General features: G+C 64.3%; 8 protein-coding genes and 2 pseudogenes. All 10 read left to right on the forward strand.

Annotated elements, in window-relative coordinates:
• Positions 1-185: 185 nt before the first annotated feature.
• The 10 genes and pseudogenes from J7367_RS11190 to J7367_RS11235 all read left to right on the forward strand — a co-directional run bounded on the left by J7367_RS11190 (position 186) and on the right by J7367_RS11235 (position 22,060).
• Positions 186-2,363, forward strand: a complete 2,178-nt coding sequence (locus J7367_RS11190; protein ID WP_057659988.1) for a methyl-accepting chemotaxis protein — start codon at positions 186-188, stop codon at positions 2,361-2,363.
• A 72-nt stretch (positions 2,364-2,435) separates the two neighbouring features.
• Positions 2,436-5,225: a methyl-accepting chemotaxis protein gene (locus J7367_RS11195; protein ID WP_057659991.1), complete on the forward strand. Its 2,790-nt coding sequence runs from the start codon at positions 2,436-2,438 to the stop codon at positions 5,223-5,225.
• Between the two features lie 302 nt (positions 5,226-5,527).
• Positions 5,528-6,289, forward strand: a complete 762-nt coding sequence (locus J7367_RS11200; RefSeq protein ID WP_057659993.1) for a transporter — start codon at positions 5,528-5,530, stop codon at positions 6,287-6,289.
• Positions 6,290-6,302: 13 nt separating this feature from the next.
• Positions 6,303-8,672, forward strand: coding sequence for a methyl-accepting chemotaxis protein (locus J7367_RS11205; RefSeq protein WP_057659995.1), 2,370 nt, complete (start codon positions 6,303-6,305; stop codon positions 8,670-8,672).
• Between the two features lie 220 nt (positions 8,673-8,892).
• Positions 8,893-11,151 carry a methyl-accepting chemotaxis protein gene (locus J7367_RS11210; RefSeq protein WP_057659997.1) on the forward strand — a complete coding sequence of 753 codons (2,259 nt, stop codon included), beginning with the start codon at positions 8,893-8,895 and terminating at the stop codon, positions 11,149-11,151.
• A gap of 498 nt (positions 11,152-11,649) precedes the next feature.
• A complete protein-coding gene (locus J7367_RS11215) occupies positions 11,650-13,908 on the forward strand; it encodes a methyl-accepting chemotaxis protein (RefSeq protein WP_057659999.1) in 2,259 nt (752 codons plus the stop codon).
• A 587-nt stretch (positions 13,909-14,495) separates the two neighbouring features.
• Positions 14,496-16,607 (forward strand): methyl-accepting chemotaxis protein, encoded by a 2,112-nt coding sequence (locus tag J7367_RS11220; RefSeq protein WP_057660072.1) that lies wholly within the window; start codon positions 14,496-14,498, stop codon positions 16,605-16,607.
• Between the two features lie 180 nt (positions 16,608-16,787).
• Positions 16,788-17,055, forward strand: a pseudogene (locus tag J7367_RS11225) (hypothetical protein).
• 193 nt (positions 17,056-17,248) lie between these two features.
• A complete protein-coding gene (locus J7367_RS11230; protein ID WP_057660002.1) occupies positions 17,249-19,510 on the forward strand; it encodes a methyl-accepting chemotaxis protein in 2,262 nt (753 codons plus the stop codon).
• A gap of 85 nt (positions 19,511-19,595) precedes the next feature.
• Positions 19,596-22,060 (forward strand): annotated as a pseudogene (locus tag J7367_RS11235) (methyl-accepting chemotaxis protein).
• The last annotated feature ends 421 nt before the right edge of the window (positions 22,061-22,481 follow it).

Consider the following 22,481-nt stretch of genomic DNA (forward strand, 5'->3'; position numbering starts at 1 on the left):
CCGGCGATGGGGAGCGTGCGTCTGTGAACCGGGAAATTCCCGCGGAAAGCGCCAGAAATGGCGAAATTCCGAAGTTCCAAAAGCCACTCTTCGGAACGACGCCACCTTCCGCCCTGTCAGGTCTCGTTGTTCAGACCTTCCCTAATCGACTTACACCGGTCACATTCCTTTGCTGGATATCTGCCATGACGCTGAAGACCACGGTTGCAAAAACGCTGGCCAATGTGCCGCTCAAGCGCAAGTTCTTCGCCCAGACTGCTCTGGTTGCGCTGGGCATCATTGCCTTGGCGGTGATCGCCGCACGCATGCAGTACGTCGATCTGACCGATACGCGCCGCGATGGGCTCAAGAGCCAGATCGAGATGGCGATTGCAGTGGTCAATGGCTACGCCGAGCGCGCCGAGAAGGGCGAGATCGACGCGGAGACCGCCAAGAAAAGTGCGCTGCATACCCTGTCGACCATGCGCGCACGTGGCGGTGTGGATTACATCTACGTCACCGACCAGACGCCGACGATGCTGATGCATCCCACCCGGCCCGACCTGGTCGGCAAGCCGTTGAGCGATGTGCTCAGCCCGGATGGCAAGCGCGTGTTTCCGGCGTTCGTCACCGCAGCGCAGGCCGGCGGCGGCTATGTCGACTACACCTGGGCCAAGCCAGGGCAGAAGGATCCGGTGCAGAAAACCTCGTACGCCGCGCTTTACAAGCCGTGGGGCTGGGTGATCGGCACCGGCGTGTACCTGGACGACACCCAATCGCAGGCGCTGGTGTTCACCGGCATCGTTGCGATCGCCGGGGGCGCCTTGGTACTGATCAATCTGCTGGTGGGCTGGATGATCGGCAACTCCATCCTGGAGCCGGTGTCGCGTGCCCTGGCAGCCATCAAGGGTGTGGCGCGCGGCGACCTGAGCGTGCGTACCGCCGAACACGGCACCGATGAAATCGGCCAGATGCTCAAGGCGACCGACGAGATGGTTCACACCTTGGAGCGATTCTCCGCGCAGACCAAGGTGATGGTGCACATGCATGCCGGCGACGATGTCACCCACCGCATGCCGACCGATTTCCCGGGCGTCTACGGCGAGCTGGCCACCGGCATCAACACGATGATCTTCGAGCACCTGGATGCCATCGTCGATGCGATCGGCATCCTCAACGAGTATGCGCAAGGCGACCTGTCGCGCAATGCCGCGCGCCTGCCCGGCACGCGTGCGGTGCTGCATGAAGCGATGGATGCAGCCAAGGCCAGCCTGCTGGCGATCAACACCGAGATCAAACGCCTGGCCCAGGCCGCGGCCAACGGCGACTTCAGTCAGCGCGGCGATGCGACGCGTTTCAAGCACGACTCGGCGCGCATGATCAACGACCTCAACGCGATGATGGAGGTCAGCGACCGCAACCTGGGCAAGCTGTCCGAGCTGCTGGCGTCCCTGGCCGAAGGCGACCTCACCGCGCGCCTGGAGGGTCAGTACCATGGCGTGTTCGCGCGCATGCGCGACGACGCCAACGCCACGGCCACCCAGCTGGCCGGCATCGTCGGGCGCATCCAGCAGGCCGCCAGTTCCATCACCGGCTCGGCCAGCGAAATCGCCGCCGGCAACAACGATCTGTCGCAGCGCACCGAACAGCAGGCCGCCAGTCTGGAAGAGACCGCCGCCTCGATGGAGGAGCTCACTTCCACCGTCAAGCAGAATGCCGAAAGCGCGCGTCAGGCCAACCAGTTGGCGATCGGCGCCGCCAGCGTGGCATCGCAAGGCGGCCAGGTGGTGAGCCAGGTGGTAGACACCATGTCCGGCATCCAGACCTCGTCCAAGAAGATCGCCGAGATCATCAGCGTCATCGACGGCATCGCCTTCCAGACCAATATCCTGGCGTTGAACGCCGCGGTGGAAGCCGCACGTGCCGGCGAGCAAGGCCGCGGATTTGCGGTGGTCGCCTCGGAAGTACGCACGCTGGCCCAGCGGTCTGCCAGTGCGGCCAAAGAGATCAAGCACCTCATCGACGACTCGGTGGGCAAGGTTTCCGAGGGCTCGCTGCTGGTGGATCAGGCCGGCAAGACCATGGCCGAGATCGTCTCTTCGGTGCAGCGCGTCACCGACATCATGAGCGAAATTTCTGCCGCCTCGCAGGAACAGTCGGCCGGTATCGAACAGGTCAACCTCACCGTCACCCAGATGGACGAGAGCACCCAGCAGAACGCGGCCCTGGTGGAAGAAGCCACCGCCGCGGCCAATGCCATGCAGCAGCAGGCGCAGCAGCTGGATGAAGCGGTGTCCAGCTTCCGGATCGTTGCTGCCGCCTCCAACCCGTTTGGCCATGCAGGCGCACGCGCGCCGGCGCGGGTTGCGCTGGCCGCCTACTGATCGCACATGCCCCGCCCTGGCGGGGTTGCCTTTTCCGCGTTCCCTTCACTTCTCCCTTTCGCAACGACGCCCATGACCTCGCCTTCCACCCACTCACGTTTCAGCGGACGCCTGGCGTACCGCCTGATGTTCGGTACGGCGGTCATCGCGTCGCTGTGCTTCGGTTTGACCGCGGCCATCACCTATTGGCAAAGCAGTCGTGCATTGAGCGCCTCTGCGCAGGCCACGATGCAAAATGCCGCGCGCTACCAGGCCGAGCAGATCGGCAGCGACCTTGGCCAGGCGTTGACGACCGGTCAATCGCTGGCCACCACCTTGCTGGTACAACGCGCCAATGGCGGCATCAGCCGCGACAGTGCCGCAGCCGTGGTCCACGACCAATTGCTGGATCACCCCGAGTGGGTCGGCATGGGCACCTTGTGGGAGCCGCAGGCCTTCGATGGCAACGACAGCGCATTCGCCAATGCCAAGGGCCACGACGCCACAGGCCGCTTCATGACCTACTGGGGACGCAGCGACCAGACACTGGTCCGCGAGCCGCTCACCGATTACGAAACCCCCGGCCTGGGCGACTGGAATCTGAAACCGCGGGCGCTACTGCGGCAGACCGTGGCCGAACCCTACGATTACAAGATCGGCGGCAAGACCGTGCTGATGACCACGCTGTCCACGCCGATCCTGCAGGACGGCAAGTATCTGGGCGCGGTGACCGTGGACGTGGCACTGGCGGCATTGCAGCAGCGCCTTGGCGCCTTGCGCCCGATGCAGGACGGTTACGTCGAACTGCTCTCGCCCGCCGGCGTGGTGCTGGCATCGCACGACACCACGCGCATCGGCAAGCAGGTCACCGACGCACGCCACCGCACCATGCTGGAGGCGATCAAGGCCGGCAAGGACGCGCTGGATTTCAGCCCCGATGCAAACGGTGCGGTCAGCGCCTACGTTCCGCTACAGATCGGCAAGGCGCAGGAGCGCTTCGCGCTGGGCGTGGTGGTGCCGTATGCCACGATCATGCAGCAGGCGCATCACCTGTTGTGGACCATCCTTGCGGTCGGCCTTGGTTCGGCGCTGGTGCTCAGCGTGGCGCTGTTTGCGCTGCTGCGTCGCCAGGTGGTGCGGCCGCTGGAGGCCGCCGCGCACGTGGCCGATGCGATCGCCTCGGGCAAGCTCGACAACCAGATCGCCGTGCAGCGCCAGGACGAGGTGGGCCGCCTGATGGGCGCCATGCAACGCATGCAGAGCGACCTGCGCGAGCGCATCGAGCGCGATGCGCAGGTTGCCAACGAAAACCTGCGCATCCGCACCGCACTGGAACACTCGGAAATGGAAGTGTTGCTGGCCGACGAACAGCACAACGCGGTGTTCATCACCCAAGCGCTGCACGCCTCGTTCAAGCAGGGCGAGCCCGCCTTCCATGCCAAGGGCCAGACCGGCTTCAGTGCCGATGCGGTGGTCGGCAAGCCGATCGACTACGTGTTCGGCAACGACAGCGAAGGCACCGCGCGTACACAGCGTCTGCGGCAGCTGCAGTCCACCACCACCGAGCGCTACCGCTTCGGGCCGGTGACACTGGATCTGACCATGACCCCGCTGTATGCCCCTGATGGCCGTCGTAGCGGCAGCATGCTGCTGTGGCGCAATATCAGCGCCGAAGTGAGCACCCAACAGGAAGTGGCCGAACTGGTGCAGTCCGCCTTGATGGGCGATTTCGGCCAGCGCCTGGCGCTGGAAGACAAGCATGGGTTCTATCTGGAATTCGGCCGCCAGCTCAATGGCCTGCTGGAAACCACCTCGCTGAGCCTGGAGCGGATTTCCAGTCTGCTCAGTGCGCTGGCCGAAGGCGACCTCACCGCCCGCATGGACGGCGACTTCCAGGGCGTGTTCGCCCGCATGCGCGACGATGCCAATGCCACGGTGGCGCAGCTCACCGGCATTGTCTCCGGCATTCAGACTTCGGCCACGCACATCAGCGCAGCCGCAAGCGAAATTGCCGCCGGCAACAACGATCTTTCCCAACGCACCGAACAACAGGCCGCCAATCTGGAAGAAACCGCGGCCTCGATGGAGGAACTCACCTCCACCGTCAAACAGAATGCCGAGCATGCGCGTCAGGCCAACCAGCTGGCCATCGGCGCAGCCGACGTGGCCTCGCACGGCGGCTCGGTGGTGGCGCAGGTCGTCACCACGATGTCCGGCATCGAGACCTCGTCCAAGAAGATCGCAGAGATCATCAGCGTCATCGACGGGATCGCGTTCCAGACCAACATCCTGGCCTTGAATGCCGCCGTCGAAGCGGCGCGTGCCGGCGAGCAAGGCCGCGGATTTGCCGTGGTCGCTTCGGAAGTGCGCACGCTGGCGCAGCGTTCGGCTGGTGCTGCAAAGGAGATCAAGCACCTGATCGACGATTCGGTGAGCAAGGTGGAACAAGGCTCGTCGCTGGTGCATCAGGCCGGCACCACCATGAGCGAGATCGTGGCCAGCGTGCAGCGCGTCACCGACATCATGGGCGAAATCTCCGCCGCTTCGCAGGAGCAATCGACCGGCATCGAGCAGGTCAACCTCACCGTGACGCAGATGGATGAAGCCACGCAGCAAAATGCCGCGCTGGTGGAAGAAGCCACTGCCGCAGCGCGTGCGATGGAAGAACAGGCTGGCCAGCTGACCGAGGCGGTGGCGGTCTTCAAGCTCAACCATGCGGTCAAACCGGTGTTGGCTGCGTCCACTGGCAAACCAGCGGTGCGCGCGGTGGGCACCACCAAGCCGTCACCTGCCCGCGGCAAGCGCGTAGCGACACCGCTGCGTCAGTCCGTGGGCAAGTCGTCCGGCACTGCCGGTCACGACAGCCAGTGGCAGGATTTCTAACCGCCCCGTGCGCAGTGGATTGCAAGCGCACACAAGCGTCACCTTACATTCGCAGCGTTACCTGCATTCCACGACAGCTGCATCCGGCATGGCGCGTCATCGGCGCGCTGCGCATGCCCTGCCCTTCCGCCCGTCCGACGCGCATCAAGAATCATGCAGCGTTGCCGTTAGTGTGGATGACATCGATTGCCTGCGCCCCACCGCAGCAGCCGGTCCAGCAATGCATGCAGGCTGTTGCAGCCAACACAGCCAGCGCATGCATCCGGATATTCGTTCCCGCAGGTTGCCACGCAAGGGATGCCATGAAGCCGTCTGTTATCGCCAGCTGTTTTGTGTTGTTGGGTGTGATGGGTCAGGCCCGCGCTGAAGACCCGATCGCGACCGACCGCACGGATTTCGTGGAATCCAGCCTCACCGTCGGCGACCGCCGCGTGCAGGTGGAAACCAGCGTCGCGTGGGAACGCGACGACGCGGTGGATGCATATTCCACGCCCACGCTGCTGCGCTACGGCCTGGGCCAGACCTGGGAACTGCGGCTGGAAACCGATGGCTGGCAGCGCATCGACCTGCCCGGCGATGCGCAGGTAAGCGGCATGTCCGATGTCTCGCTCGGCATCAAACACCACCTGGCCAGTTCCGACGATGACAAGACCTCGCTGGCCTGGTTGCTGCACGTGGATCTGCCCAGCGGCGCGCAGGCGTTACGCGGCCATGGTGCGCGCCCCTCGTTCCGGCTGGTGGCCGAATGGGAGCTCAGCGACAGCATTTCCGCGGGCATGATGCCCGGGGTGATCTGGGACGACGATGGCCAGGGCAACCGATATACCGCCGGCATTTTCGGCGCCGTTCTCGGCAAGGCCTGGAACGACCGCGTGCGCTCGTTCGTCGAAGTGGCGTTGCCGCAGATCGCCAAGAGCGACGATGGCGGCACCGTCGCCCTGCTCGATATCGGCTCGGCCTGGCTGCTGAGCAACGACGTCCAACTGGACGCTGTCTACAGCCGCGGACTCAACGACCGCTCACCGGATCACGCGCTCGGCGTGGGCCTGTCTTTCCGCTTCTGACACGGGTTGCACCATGAAGATCATGCACATGCTGGGCGTCCTGGTGCTGGTGGCCGCATTGGCGCTGCTCGCCCTGGGTGGCGTGGGCTATAACGGCCAGCGCGGCCTGCTCGATGCGATTGCCGCACAGGTCATCTCTTCCGACGCGCTGCGCAACCACATGCAGGCGGACATGATGCACGACGCCCTGCGCGGCGATGTCACCGCGGCGTTGCTTGCTGCCTCCACGAAAGACGATAACGCAGTTGCAGTCGCACGCACCGCATTGGGCGAACATGCGGGCGAATTTCGCGAGTCGCTGGCAGCCAACCGCAAACTGCCGCTGGCCCCTGCATTGCGCAGCGAGTTGGACGCGGTGACGCCGGCACTGCAGGCCTATATCGCAGCCGCCGACCAGGTGGTGAAAGCTGCCGAGACGCATGCGGACAGCACAGCGGCTTACGCGGATTTCAACGACAAGTTCGGCCAGCTTGAAACCCGCATGGGCGCCATCAGCGAGCGCATCCTGGCCTTGAACGAGGCCAGCCGCCGCCAGGCCGAGCAATACAGCCATCGGGTGATGTGGCAGCAGGGTAGCGCCGTGGTGCTGGCATTAGTGTGCCTGGCGCTGGCGGCCGGCTGGATTCTGCGCTCGGTGTTCGGCCTGCTTGGCGGCGAGCCGCAGCTGGCGATGGCGGCCGCGCAGCACATCGCCGAAGGCCGCCTGGATCAACCGATCCCGGTCGCCGCAAAGCACTCGCGCAGCCTGATGGCCGCCTTGGCGCGCATGCAGCGCGACCTGCGCGAGCGCCTGGAGCGCGAGCGCAGCATCGCGGCCGAGAACCTGCGCATCCGTACCGCACTGGATAACGCTTCCACCGGCATGTATATCGCCGACCCGGATCTCACCATCATCTACACCAATAGTGCGCTGCAAAACCTGCTGCACACCTACGCGGACGATATCCAGGCCTGTGCACCTGCGTTCCATCGCACGGCCAACCTGGTCGGCCAGCCGGTCTCGCTGCTGGAAGTGGGCAACGCACAGGACGCAGAGATCTATCAGCGTCTGGACCGCCAGGGCGCTGCCCAACGCGAGGTGCAGTACCGCACCACCTGCATCGCACAGAACGTTTCGGCAATTCGCGACGACGCCGGCGCGCATCTGGGCTTTGTCTGCGAGTGGCGCGACCGCACGGCCGAGGCGCGCGTGGAAATCGACGTTGCCGACGTGGTGCGTAGCGCCGCTGACGGCGATCTTTCCAAGCGCATCGACAGTGCAGGAAAACAAGGCTTTTTCCTGCAACTGGCGCAACAGCTCAACGCCTTGCTCGATGCCAACGCAGTCAGCATCGCCGAAGTGTCGCGCCTGCTCAGCGCGCTGGCCGACGGCGACTTGAGTGCGCGCATGCAGGGACAATTCCATGGCGTCTTCGCCACGATGCGCGACGACGCCAATACCACCGCCGAGCAACTGGCGCTGGTGATCGGGCGTATCCAGCAGGCCGCCGGCAGCATTCATACCGCCTCCAGCGAGATTGCCGCCGGCAACAACGACCTGTCGCAGCGCACCGAACAACAAGCGGCCAATCTGGAAGAGACTGCCGCCTCGATGGAGGAACTCACCTCCACTGTCAAACAGAATGCCGAGAGCGCACGTCAGGCCAACCAGCTGGCGATCGGAGCGGCTGGCGTGGCTTCGCAGGGCGGCGCGGTGGTGGCGCAGGTGGTCACCACCATGTCCGGCATCGAAGTCTCATCGAAAAAGATCGCCGAGATCATCAGCGTCATCGACGGCATCGCGTTCCAGACCAACATCCTGGCGCTCAACGCCGCCGTGGAAGCGGCGCGTGCCGGCGAACAGGGCCGGGGTTTTGCCGTTGTCGCCTCCGAGGTGCGCACGCTGGCGCAGCGGTCGGCCGGTGCCGCAAAAGAGATCAAACATTTGATCGACGATTCGGTGAGCAAGGTCACCGAGGGCTCGCAGCTGGTGCATCAGGCCGGCACCACCATGGCCGACATCGTCGCCAGCGTGCAGCGCGTCACCGACATCATGGGCGAGATCGCTGCCGCGTCGCAGGAACAGTCGTCGGGCATCGAGCAGGTCAACCTCACCATCACCCAGATGGATGAAGCGACCCAGCAGAACGCCGCGTTGGTGGAGGAAGCCACTGCCGCTGCGCGCACCATGGAAGACCAGGCCAGCCAGCTGGCGCACGCAGTGTCGCGCTTTACCCTGGCCGATGCGCCGTCGCAGGCTGTAACGCCTGCGGCCACGAAGCCCACCGTCGCCGCAGTTTCCCGGTCAAACACGAGCAGCACCCGGGTGCCGAGCGCACGCAAGCCGGTAGTGAACGCGCCCGCAGCCACCGCCGGAAACGACCGCCAGTGGCAGGACTTCTGAGCAAGACCGGTGTGCACCTGCGGCCTGGATGTGGCGCAGTGACGCATCGCGCTGTCTAGCGGCCCTGCGACCCGGCCCCATCGCCGCGACCGCTGTATTGCAGCGTTGGCCGGAACCGGCAGGCGTTTGCGTACCCGTTAATACTTCACAATTAAAGAATGTGGCGTTTCAGCCGTTAGCGTGCTGGATAACGCCGTTAGGCAATGCTCCGGAGCAACTGATGAATAAGTTCAACGACTGGCCGATCCGCCGCAAACTGATGTTTGCCTTCTGTCTGAGTGCCGTACTCACCGCATTACTGGGCGGTTTGGGTTTTTCGCGCATGAAGCAGATGCAGAGCGAAACCACCTTGATCAACCAGGACGTGGTGCCGGTGTTGAGCCGCCTGTCCGAGTTGCGCGGTTTTGCCGGCGAATTCCGCGTCTACGAAGTGGGCCAGTTCCTCAATCTGGAAGACCCGGAGCGCTACGCGTATTTCTTCAAACGCATGGATGAAATCCAGGCCAAGTACGCCGATACCCAGAAGCAGCTTGACGCCAAGATCGGTGCGGCCTCGCCGTTGAAGGCCGAGTACGCCAAGCTGACCGATGCCAGCGCACGCTATTTCGCGGCCAACCAGCAACTGCGCACGCTCTATGCAGAGCCCGACCGCGCCGCTGCGATGGAGTTTTCGCGCAAGCAATCGGGCGAGATCCGCAAGGAACTGTTCGCCTCGGTGGACAAGCTGTATGCACAGCAGTCCAAGGCGCTGGGCGACATGGTTGCTGCCAGCGCCAGCTCGTTCAAGCTGACCAGCGCAGTGCTGCTGATCGGCACCTTGCTGATGGCCGCCTTGTCGGTGAGCTTCGGCTGGTTGATCGCGCGCAGCATCACCAGCCCGATCGCCAAGGCACTGGGCGCCATCCAGGCGGTTTCGCGCGGCGATCTGGGCGTGCAGGTCGGCAAGACCAGCAAGGACGAGATCGGCCAGATGCTCGAGGCCACCGGTGGCATGACCCAGATGCTGCGCCGTTTCTCCGACGAAACCGCGCGCATGTCGCACCTGCATGCTGCCGAAGACATCACCCACCGCATGCCGGAAGATTTCCCCGGCGTCTACGGCAACCTCGCCACCGGCATCAACACGATGATCTTCGAGCATCTCGATGCCATCATCGATGCATTGCGCATCCTCAATCAATATGCCCAGGGCGACCTGAGCGAAGATGCGCGTCGCCTGCCGGCCAGCCGCGCGGTGCTGCATGAAGCAATGGATGCAGCCAAGGCCAGCCTGTTGTCGATCAACACCGAGATCAAGCACCTGGCGCAGGCCGCCGCCTCCGGTGACTTCAGTGCGCGTGGCGATGCACAGCGCTTCAAGTACGACTTCGCCGTGATGGTGTCGGATCTGAACTCGATGATGGAAGTCAGCGACCGCAACCTGGGCAAGCTGTCGCAGCTGCTCGGCGCCGTGGCCGATGGCGACCTGACCGCGCGCATGGACGGGCAATTCCACGGGGTATTCGCACGTCTGCGCGACGACGCCAATGCGACCACCCAGCGCCTGACCGACATCGTGGGCCGCATCAAGCACTCCACCCTGGCCATCAACACGGCCGCCGGCGAGATTGCCGCCGGCAACAACGACCTGTCGCAACGCACCGAGCAGCAGGCGGCCAACCTGGAAGAAACGGCCGCTTCGATGGAAGAGCTCACCTCCACGGTCAAGCAGAACGCCGAGCACGCGCGTCAGGCCAACCAGCTCGCCATCGGCGCGGCAGGCGTGGCATCGCACGGCGGCAACGTGGTCGGCCAGGTGGTCACCACCATGTCCGGCATCGAAACCTCGTCCAAGAAGATCGCCGAAATCATCAGCGTCATCGACGGCATCGCGTTCCAGACCAACATCCTGGCCTTGAATGCCGCGGTGGAAGCGGCACGCGCCGGCGAGCAGGGCCGTGGCTTTGCCGTGGTGGCCTCGGAAGTGCGCACGCTGGCGCAGCGTTCGGCAGGTGCAGCGAAGGAGATCAAGGGGCTGATCGACGACTCGGTCAGCAAGGTGGCCGAAGGCTCGGCACTGGTGAATCAGGCCGGCAGCACCATGGCCGAGATCGTTTCCTCGGTGCAGCGCGTCACCGACATCATGAGCGAGATTTCTGCCGCCTCGCAGGAGCAGTCGGCCGGCATCGAGCAGGTCAACCAGACCGTCACCCACATGGACGAGGCCACCCAGCAGAACGCCGCGTTGGTGGAAGAAGCCACCGCCGCTGCACGCTCGATGGAAGAGCAGGCGCAGCAGCTCACCGAAGCGGTGGCGCAGTTCCGCCTCTCGGCCGAGCTGGAAGCGGTAACCCGTGCCACGCCGGTGGTGCGCCACATCGCTGCCAAGCGCCCGGCTGCTGCCAGCATGCCGGCCAGCAAGCCGCATGCTGCGCGCCCGGCGGGCCGTGCCGCGGCGGCAGTGGCACCGTCCAACGAATCCGACTGGTCCGAGTTCTAAGCGGCGAGACGGCTGCGCTCGCCGCCAGGTGGGCGCGACCGCCGGGGTCTGGCATGTGACCCACCTGCACTGTGGGTCCACCGCCCCCCCCATGGATGGCAGCTGTTCGCAGCATGCCGGCCGTTGCGTTGAACATCCCCACGGTTGAAATAGTCGCCGCCATGCAAGCCGCGCTCTCTGGAGCGCGGCTTTTTTATTGCGTCGCCAGATCAAATAAACCCATCGGCACGACAAAATGGGTTATCCGGATACATTTAATAAATGTATAAAACGAATGATCAGTAGAGCCCGCATTATCCATTGAATATCTTGATGACCTCGATTCAATAAACCATCGGATTATTTCACAAGCCTAAATTGAGTTATATTTTTTTCGATATCGAGGTATTCAGAGAATATACGTGGGCGCCGTTACAGCACATAGCGACAGGTCAGGCGAGTATCGCTGCCGTCAGCGTATCGCTCTTCCCGCTGCTCAACGCTTTCAAGGAACCAGCCATGACTAAGCTTCTCCAACTTTATAACGTCGGCCCACGACTGGCCGCCGCCTTCGCCGTTCTGATCGTGCTGTCGGGGCTGATTGCGTTTATCGGCTATCGTGGCCTGAGCGCGTCGCGTGCGCTGGTGGATCACCTGGTTAATCAGAACATGGTGAAAATCCGCCTGTCCAACACCATGATGAATGCCAACTCCGTCATTGCCACGCAGATTCGCAATGTCGTGTTGCCGACCTCCAACGAGGACAATCTCAAGTTTATCGAAAACATCAAGAATGCCCGTGCAGACTACGTCAAGGCACGCGAGGCCCTGTACGCGACCCCGCCCTCGGAAGAAGGCAGGGAAATTCGTGCAGAAATCGATCGCCGCCGAGAAATCGTCAAGGGCTTGAACGACAAGGTCATCGAGCTGGTGATGACTGGCCACAGCGACGACGCCCTGCCCTTGCTGCTGACCAAGGCTGCACCGGCGATGCAGCAGTGGCAGGACAAGATCGCAGAAAACATCGCGTTGCAGAACAAGCTGGCCGGCGACGCCTCTGCTGCTGCGCTGCAGTCCATGGACGAGTCGCGCAAGTTGCTGATCGGCGGCTCGCTGCTGGTCGTGCTGCTGAGCGGCGCCCTGGGCCTGCTGATCACCCGCAGCCTGACCCAGCCGTTGAGCCGTGCGACCCGCGCTGCCGAATCCATCGCCGGCGGCCAGCTGGATAACGACGTCGACACCCAGTTCAACGACGAGGCCGGGCGCCTGCTCAAGGCGATGAGCAAGATGCAACAACAGTTGCGCAATCTGCTCAGCGCCCAGACCGACATGGCCCGGCGCCATGATGAAGGCCAGATCAGCTACCGCATCGATGCCGATGCGTTCCCAGGCGACTACGGCCGCATGGCCACCGATACCAACAATCTGGTCGCATCGCATATCGCGGTGAAATTGAAGCTTGCGCAGATCATGGGCCGCTACGCCATTGGCGATCTCAGCGAGGATATGGACAAGCTGCCCGGCGAAAAGGCCGTGCTCACCGACACCATGGCGCAGGTCAAATTCAACCTGTCGGCGATGAATACCGAAATCAAGCACCTGGCGACATCGGCGGCCAATGGCGACTTCAGTGCCCGCGGCGATGCCGAGCGTTTCCAGTACGACTTCCGCGTGATGGTGGAAAGCCTCAACACCTTGATGGCCACCGCCGACGGCAATCTGCAATCGCTCTCTGGCTTGTTGCAGTCGATCGCTGCCGGCGACCTCACCGCACGCATGAGTGGCGAGTTCCACGGCGTGTTTGCGCAGATGCGCGACGATGCCAATGCCACCGCCACCCAGCTGGCCGAGATCGTCAGCGGCATCAAGGCCTCTGCCACGTCGATCAGGGGTGCGGCAAGCGAAATCGCCGCCGGCAATCAGGACCTGTCGCAGCGCACCGAACAGCAGGCCGCCAACCTGGAAGAAACCGCTGCCTCGATGGAAGAGCTCACCTCCACCGTCAAGCAGAACGCAGAAAGCGCGCGCCAGGCCAACCAGCTCGCCATCGGCGCGGCCAGCGTGGCCTCGCAGGGCGGCGAGATCGTCAGCAAGGTGGTCGGCACCATGAGCGGCATCGAAGCCTCGTCCAAGAAGATCGCCGAAATCATCAGCGTCATCGACGGCATCGCCTTCCAGACCAACATCCTGGCCTTGAACGCGGCTGTGGAAGCGGCACGCGCCGGTGAACAGGGCCGCGGCTTTGCGGTGGTCGCCTCGGAAGTGCGCACGCTGGCACAGCGCTCTTCGGGCGCGGCCAAGGAGATCAAGGACCTGATCGACGACTCGGTGCAGCGGGTGGCCGAAGGCTCGGTACTGGTGCACAGCGCCGGCACCACCATGGGCGAGATCGTGGCCAGCGTGCAGCGCGTCACCGACATCATGAGCGAGATTTCTGCCGCCTCGCAGGAGCAGTCGGCCGGGATCGAGCAGGTCAACCAGACCGTGACCAGCATGGACGAAACCACCCAGCAGAACGCCGCCCTGGTGGAAGAAGCCACCGCCGCGGCACGCGCAATGGAAGAACAGGCCCAGCAACTGACCGAAGCGGTGGCGCTGTTCCGGCTATCGGCCGACGCCGAAGCGGTGACCCGCACCACGCCGGCGGTGCGCCAGATTGCCGCCAAGCGTCCGGCTGCGGTCAACAAGCCGACGATCAAGCCGCACCTCGCACGCCCGACAGCACGCCCCACCGTTGCGTCGGTCGCATCCGAGGCATCCAATTGGGCCGAGTTCTAATGTCGGCCCAAAGACTGCACCTGGACACCGCGTTCGCTAGCGAGCGCGGTGTCTTTTTTTATGGGCGGCGCTTCTGGCACGAGGCGCATCGGCGGGCATCACGCCCGACCCTGCAGCGTGGCAGCGACGTCTTGCGCACGCGCGCGAACGCTGTCATTGCCATGGCAAAGCCTGCATTGGCGCCCCGCGCGGCCCTGGGCGCGCTTGAGCAGCCCCAAGTCGCGAGCACCAGCAGCCTGCATCGGTAGAGCCCGGTTTTTTCGAACATAAATGCCATCCAACTTGCGTGATGGATGTGTGACGAAACCCTTCAGTTGAGAGTGGTTGCGCCGCTAGCTATCTCAGCAATGAGGCACGCATGCGAGCGCGAAAAACGCCTCACTACACCGCGCCACCAACGGCCGATGACGGGGGGCCGAACGGATGGCTCACACAACTCAGATTGTTACCAGCTCAAGGCACATTCGATGAAACAGCTAAGTCTTTCGACACAACTGGCACTGGGCTTCGGCACAGTTGTTCTTGTGCTCTTGATCGTCGCAACGGTGGGGCTACGTGGGCAGTCCCAGCTGTCGGACGCGGTGGCCATGAATGACCACACCTATCAGGTCATCGGCACCGGCCGCGCCATGTCCATTGCCACGGTCAACATCGAAACTGGCGCGCGCGGCTTCTTGCTATCCGGGCAGGACCAGCATCTCACGCCGTACAACAACGGCAAGGTGCAGTTCGAACAGGAATTCGCCAACGCCAAGACGTTGACCGCCGACAACCCGGTGCAGCAGGAACGCCTGCAGCGCCTGCATGCGGCGTATGAGCAGTTCATGGGCTTTGAGGACAACCTGATCGCGCTGCGTGGCAAGAGTAGCGATACCGATCTGTCCGCCTTGCTGACGCAGTTCAAGGCCGGCCATGAACGGGCGGCGATGGGCCAGATCCGTCAGCAGCTGGTCGACTTCGAAGCGCAGGAAAACCAATTGCTGGTCAAGCGCAGCGCGACATTGAAGGCCGCAAAGGCCAGCAGCCGTTGGTCGATGATCATCGGCAGCGGCATCGCCGTGCTGGCGGCGCTGGTCAGCGGCGGGTTGATCCGTCGTCGCCTGGTCAATCGCCTGGGCACCGCCTCGCACGTGGCCGATTCCATCGCCGCTGGCAATCTGTCGGTCAGCGTGGACAGCAGCGGCACCGATGAAACCGGTCGCCTGCTCTCCAGCATGAGCAAGATGCAGCAGCAGTTGCAGAAGGTCTTGCACGGCCAGCAGGAAATGAAACGCCGGCACGATCAGGGCGAGCTGAACTTCCGCCTGGACGAAGCAGCGTTTCCTGGCGACTACGCCACCATCGTGCGCGGCAACAACGACCTGGCTGCCTCGCATGTGGCAGTGATGATGCGGCTGGCGCAGATCATGGGCCAATACGCGGTCGGCGACCTGCGCGAAGACATGGAAGCCCTGCCCGGCGACAAGGCCGTGCTCAGCGACACCATGGCCAAGGTCAAGGGCGACTTGTCTTCGGTCAATCACGCCATCAAGCATCTTTCCCAATGCGCCGCCAATGGCGACTTCAGCGCCCGCGGCGATGCCGAAAACTTCCAGCACGACTTCCGCGTGATGGTGGAAAGCCTCAACACCTTGATGGCCACCGCCGACGGCAACCTGCAGTCGCTCTCGGGCTTGTTGCAGGCGATCGCCGCCGGCGACCTCACCGCGCGCATGAGTGGCGAGTTCCACGGCGTGTTTGCGCAGATGCGCGACGATGCCAATGCCACCGCCGTGCAGCTGGCCGAGATCGTCACCGGCATCAAGGCGTCGGCCATCTCGATCAAGGGCGCGGCCAGCGAAATCGCTGCCGGCAACAGCGATCTGTCGCAGCGCACCGAACAGCAGGCCGCCAGCCTGGAAGAAACTGCCGCCTCGATGGAAGAGCTCACCTCCACCGTCAAGCAGAACGCCGAAAGCGCACGCCAGGCCAGCCAGCTCGCCATCGGCGCGGCCAGCGTGGCCACGCAGGGCGGCGAGATCGCAGGCCAAGTGGTCGAGACCATGGCCGGCATCGAAGCCTCGTCGAAGAAGATCGCCGACATCATCTCCGTCATCGACGGCATCGCCTTTCAGACCAATATCCTGGCCTTGAACGCCGCGGTGGAAGCGGCGCGTGCCGGCGAGCAAGGCCGCGGCTTCGCCGTGGTGGCTTCTGAAGTGCGCACGCTGGCCCAGCGCTCTTCCGGCGCCGCCAAGGAGATCAAGGACCTGATCGCCGACTCGGTCGAACGTGTGGCCGCCGGTTCGGTGCTGGTCAATACCGCAGGCAGGACCATGAGCGAGCTGGTGACCAGCGTGCAGCGCGTCACCGACATCATGGGCGAGATCTCCGCGGCCTCGCAGGAACAGTCGGCCGGCATCGAACAGGTCAACCAGACCGTCACCCAGATGGACGAAACCACCCAACAGAACGCCGCGCTGGTGGAAGAAGCCACCGCCGCCGCGCGCTCGCTGGAAGAACAGGCGGTCGGATTGACCGAGGCCGTGGCGGTCTTCAAGACCGAACAAGGCACCGCCAGCACTGTCCGCACGGCATCGGTCGCCAAGGCCGCGCCCGCCGTGCGCGCCAAGCTGACCTCGATCGCCGGCACCGCAGCTGCCAAGCCACGCGCGGTCGCTGCATCGACGACCGTCGAGACCAGCTGGCAGGAGTTCTGACCAACACGCACTGGCGTCGGTGAGAATGCTCACCGACGCCATCTGCGCCAGGCAACCGCTCCACACATCCGTCGTTGGAACACGCAGGGCCCGATCGCGCACATGCAACCGCATGTGCTAGATCGGGCCCTCATTGCATTGACGGGCCCCGCTGGCGATGGGCCAGACTGCTGCGCCTGGATCACGTCGAACCGCCAAGGCGACACTCGCCTGCAGCCGATGCCGCCGGCAGGCGTCGGCTAGCGCGCGCACTTTCTGATCAGTCGCTTTCCGAGACCAACCGGAACGCCAGCCGCGTGCCGGCACTGGCGCCACGACCGGCATGCACGTCGGGCGCCCTTCCCTGCGCACGCGCGTTCATCGCCGCGGCACCTCACCCGGCATGGCCTTGCATCGGCAAACGTCGCTGCCCGCTTCCGTGAATGATGCCAGCTATAACAAACGCTAAATAGCGAGCTCAAGTATACGACCGGGTCGCCGCTACCTGCCCTGCAATCGGGACGGAGCCGACGCGGGCTACCAGTGCCAGCGCCGGGCGTCATGCAGCCGTCCTAGCTTGCAGCGGATGCCGACCGTGATCGTGAGGCCGCCGCCGTTGCCTCGAACCGCCTCCTTCTCCTCCTTCCCAGCAGGTATGTTTCATGATCGGCTTTCTCCAACGCTATAACGTCGGCACCCGCCTTTCGGCCGCATTTGGCTTTCTGATCCTGCTCTCCTGCGGCCTGGTGGCCGCTGGCCTGATGACCCTGGCGCAAGCGCGCGGGCGTATGGAGTCGATCGTCAAACACAATATGGCGATCCTCGAATATGTCGGCGAGATGCGCAGCGCCAGTGCAGCTATTGCGATCAATCTGCGCAACATCGTGCTGCCGACCACGCAGGAAGAAAACCTCGGTTTTGCCAAGGTGATCGAGGAACAGCGGCAGAACTACAACCAGAACCGCGAAAAGCTCTACGCCCGCCCGCCGTCCAACGCTGCCGGCGCGGAGATGCGTCGACAGATTGATATTGCGCGCGAAAAAGCGCGTATCGCCAATCAGCAGGTCATGGACCTGGGCTTGAACTACAAGCCCGATGAGGCACTCAAGGTGTTGATGCAGCAGGCGGTACCGGCGAACCAACAATGGCAGGCCGCACTCGATGCGTACGCTGCGCGCCAGCGCAGCCGTGGCGCCGCCGCTTATGACGATGCCAATACCGCCATGGACTATGGCCGGGCGTTGCTGATCGCCGGCGGCATTGCGGTCATCGTGATCAGCGGCCTGCTGGCCTGGCTGATCACCCGCAGCCTGACCCAGCCCTTGAACCGCGCCACCCGTGCCGCCGAGGCCATCGCCGAGGGCCGCCTGGACAGCGATGTGCACACCACCGCCACCGACGAGCCCGGCCGGCTGCTCAGCGCCATGGCCAAGATGCAGACGCAGTTGCAACGTTTCTCCAGCGAAACCACGCGGATGATCGAGCTGCACGCCGACAAGGACATCGGCCACCGCATGCCGCAGGACTTCCCCGGCGTGTACGGCGACTTGAGCAAGGGCATCAACACCATGATGTTCGAGCACCTGGACGCCATCGTCGATGCCATCGAAGTGCTCAACGAATACGCCCGCGGCGATCTGCGCCGCGATGCACGGCGCCTGCCGGGCAGCCGCGCGGTGCTGCACGAATCGATGGATGCGGCCAAAGCCAGCCTGCTGGCGATCAATACCGAGATCAAGCGCCTGGCCAGCGCGGCGGCTGCCGGCGACTTCAGCGCACGCGGCGATGCGCAGCGGTTCGAGCACGATTTCCTGCGCATGGTGCAGGACCTGAACGCGATGATGGAGGTCAGCGACACCAGCCTGGGCACCTTGTCGGCGCTGTTGCAGTCCATCGCCGCCGGCGATCTCACCGCCCGCATGCACGGCAACTTCCACGGTGTGTTCGCCAAGATGCGCGACGACGCCAACGCCACCACCGAACAGCTCACGCGCATCGTGCTGCGGATCCAGGGCGCGGCCGGCAACATCGGCGCGGCCACCGGCGAAATCGCCGCCGGCAACCAGGATCTGTCGCAGCGCACCGAACAACAGGCCGCCAACCTGGAAGAGACCGCGGCCTCGATGGAAGAGCTCACCTCCACCGTCAAGCAGAACGCCGAAAGCGCACGCCAGGCCAACCAGCTCGCCATCGGCGCCGCCCGCGTCGCTTCGCAAGGCGGCGAGATTGCCAGCAAGGTGGTCGAGACCATGAGCGGGATCGAGTCTTCGTCCAAGAAAATCGCCGACATCATCAGCGTCATCGATGGCATCTCGTTCCAGACCAACATCCTGGCACTCAACGCCGCGGTGGAAGCGGCGCGCGCCGGCGAACAAGGCCGCGGCTTTGCCGTGGTGGCCAGCGAAGTGCGTACGCTTGCGCAGCGCTCCACCGCAGCGGCCAAGGAGATCAAGAGCCTGATCGACGATTCGGTGCAACGGGTGGCCGAAGGCTCGCTGCTGGTGCACAGCGCCGGCACCACCATGGCCGAGATCGTGTCCAGCGTGCAGCGCGTCACCGACATCATGGGCGAGATCTCCGCGGCCTCGCAGGAGCAGTCGGCCGGCATCGAGCAGGTCAACCAGACCGTCACCCAGATGGACGAAACCACCCAGCAGAACGCCGCGCTGGTGGAAGAAGCCACCGCCGCCGCCCGTGCACTGGAAGAACAGGCGCTCGGATTGACCGAGGCAGTGGCGGTCTTCAAGACCGACAGCAACGACGCATCGCGTGCAGCATCACCACGCCCGGCAGCAACGCCGGCGCTTGCGGCCAAGGCGGTGGCAGCCGGCCGCGCTCCTGCCGCCAAGCTGCGCGCCGTGGTCGCTGCGCCCGGCAACGACAGTAGCTGCAAGAGTTCTGAACAGGTCGCCAGCCCTGACTGAACCGGACTGGTCGGCAGCGCTGCCGACCCGCTAAAGGCGTACACGTCGTTAGCCGATAGCCTGCTTACATCCATGAGACGCATCAATGACCACCTCACCCACGCTGTCGTCGCAGACCGTTCCAGCTTCGCCACGCCGCTGGACCAGCCGTTGGGATGACCTGGCCATCGCCAGGAAACTCGGCATCATCGGCGTGCTTGCGTTGGTGGGGCTGGTCATTCCGGTGCTGCTCTATCGCGGCAAGCTCAACGAAAGCGTCGCCATCAGCAGCAACGAATTGCGCAGCTATGCGCCGCTTGGCCAAATGCTGGGCCTGATCACCGACCTGCACGCAGCCCACGTCGATAGCGGCAGCGCCGCCAAAGACGCCGCGCAGCGCGCCGAGCGCGATCTCACCCAACTGCTCGCCACCACGGCCAATCTTCCCGGCTTCGAACGCAGCCAGAAGCAATTGCTGGCCCTGCAGCAGCGCCACGTTGCAGGTGCCGCGGCGCAGGGCTACGCCGCCGTGAGCGAACAGGCCTTTGCCGCGCTCGATGCATTGCGCGACGACAGCCAGCTGGTCTACACCCCATACATCGAAAGCTATCACCTGGTGGTGTCCACGCTGATCTACAGCCCCGAGACCACCGAATCGCTGACCCGTCTGGACGCCGCCAGCGATCCCTCGCAGGCGGGCGACAGCTGCGCGAGCAGCTCGATCAGCTTGCCCGAAACCATGTGCGTTTCCGCCATGAGCTGGACAAGGCGATGGGCCTGTTGGAACAGCCCGACGCTGCGCTGGCCGATGCCGCCAAGGTCGAAGCCACACAGTCACGCGCCGCACTGGCCGCACTGGGTACCGCCTTGGACGGCAGCGATGCCAAGGCGGACGCCCAATGGAATGCCGCACTCGATGCGCTTGGCCAGAGCATGCGGGAACTCAGCAACGTCTCCCTGCAGGCGCTGCAGCGGCAATCCGAGCGCCACCTGGTCGACGCACGCAACGCGATGTGGCAAGCGATCGCCGGCCTGTCGGTCCTGGCGCTGCTGATCGCCGCGCTGGGCTGGTACACCTTGTCGCGCCTGACCCACAATGTGCGCCGCGCCGCGACGGTGGCCGCCAATATCGCGCAGGGCCAGCTGGACGATCAGGTCGGTGCCGCCGGCCGCGACGAAACCGGTCAATTGCTCGACACCATGCGCCAGATGCAAGGGCAGCTGCAGCGCGTCCTCAGCGCGCAAAGCGAAATGGCGCAGCGCCACGATGCCGGCCAGATCAGCTACCGCATGCAGGCAGACAGTTTTCCCGGTGCCTACGCCACCATGGTGCGCGCCACCAATGCGCTGGTGGGCTCGCACATCGCGGTCAAGATGCAACTTGCGCAGATCATGTCGCGCTACGCGATCGGCGACCTGAGCCAGGACATGGACCGTCTGCCCGGCGAAAAAGCCGTGCTCACCGACACCATGGATACGGTCAAGGCCAACCTGTCGGCGATGAACAGCGAGATCAGGCTGCTCGCGCAGGCCGCAGCCAATGGCGATTTCAGCGTGCGCGGCGATGCACAGCGCTTCCAGTACGATTTCCGCGCGATGGTGGACAGCCTCAATCAATTGATGGCCACCTCCGATGCGAATCTGCAGGCGCTCTCGACGGTATTGCAGGCGATCGCGGCAGGCGACCTCACCGCCCGCATGCACGGCGACTTCCACGGCGTGTTCGCGCGCATGCGCGACGATGCAAATACCACCGTGACCCAGCTGGCCAATATCGTCGGGCGCATCCAGCAGTCCACCAATGCCATCAACGACGCCGCCGGCGAAATTGCCACCGGCAATCAGGATTTGTCGCAACGCACCGAACAGCAAGCGGCCAATCTGGAAGAAACCGCTGCCTCGATGGAAGAACTCACCTCCACCGTGCGCAACAACGCCGAGCATGCGCGCCGCGCAAACCAGTTGGTGGTTGGTGCGGCCACGGTCGCCTCGCAAGGCGGTGCGGTGGTGGGTGAGGTCGTGGGCACCATGGCCGGCATCCAGGCTGCGTCCAAGAAGATCGCCGACATCATCAGCGTCATCGACGGCATCGCCTTCCAGACCAATATCCTCGCCTTGAACGCGGCGGTGGAAGCGGCACGTGCCGGCGAACAAGGGCGTGGTTTTGCCGTGGTGGCCAGTGAAGTGCGCACGCTGGCGCAACGCTCGGCCGGTGCGGCAAAGGAGATCAAGCAACTGATCGAGGATTCGGTCAGCCGGGTCGAACACGGCAGCCAGTTGGTGGGCCAGGCCGGTCGCACCATGCAGGACATCGTCGATTCGGTGCAGAACGTCACCACCATCATGCATGAGATCAGCGAGGCCTCGCAGCAGCAGTCGCAAGGCATCGAACAGGTTGGCCAGACCGTCGCGCAGATGGATCAGGCCACCCAGCAGAACGCCGCGCTGGTGGAAGAAGCCACCGCCGCCGCCCGTTCGATGGAAGAGCAGGCGCAGCAATTGCGCGATGCCGTTTCGGTGTTCCAGTTGCAGGCCGAGCCTGCGCGCAGCCGCCTGGGCCACGCCGCCTGAGGCAACGCCTGGCGGCAGGTCTGCCTGGGACGCTGCGCGCACGCCCGCGTCCCACCTGATCAGTCCCCGCTGCCTGCATCTGTCAGGCAACGGCGTAGCGTTTGCACATCACCAACGCGCACGCGTTTGGCCCAGTGCCACCAGCAGCTCTCCTGCGAATGCGCCGGCATCGATCGGCCCTGCGCGATGGCGCACATGCAACTACACGCCAAGCCATCCGTCCTGTATCCAAGTGCCTGAGCGGCTGTCAGGACCGTGAGCAGGAAGTGAAGACGCGATCTTCCCGAGCCATCGGGATGCCCCTGCTGACAGGCCTTTCCAGGCGGTTGTGCACACCAGGCTCACCTCGGTGACGCCGAACCATACGCGTGGGGCCTAGCGAGTTCAGCAGCACTGCCAGCGCGCCGTTACCAACCTCAAG

The organism is Xanthomonas sp. D-36-1 (genome assembly GCF_017746155.1).
In the GTDB taxonomy this organism is placed as follows: Bacteria; Pseudomonadota; Gammaproteobacteria; order Xanthomonadales; family Xanthomonadaceae; genus Xanthomonas; species Xanthomonas cissicola.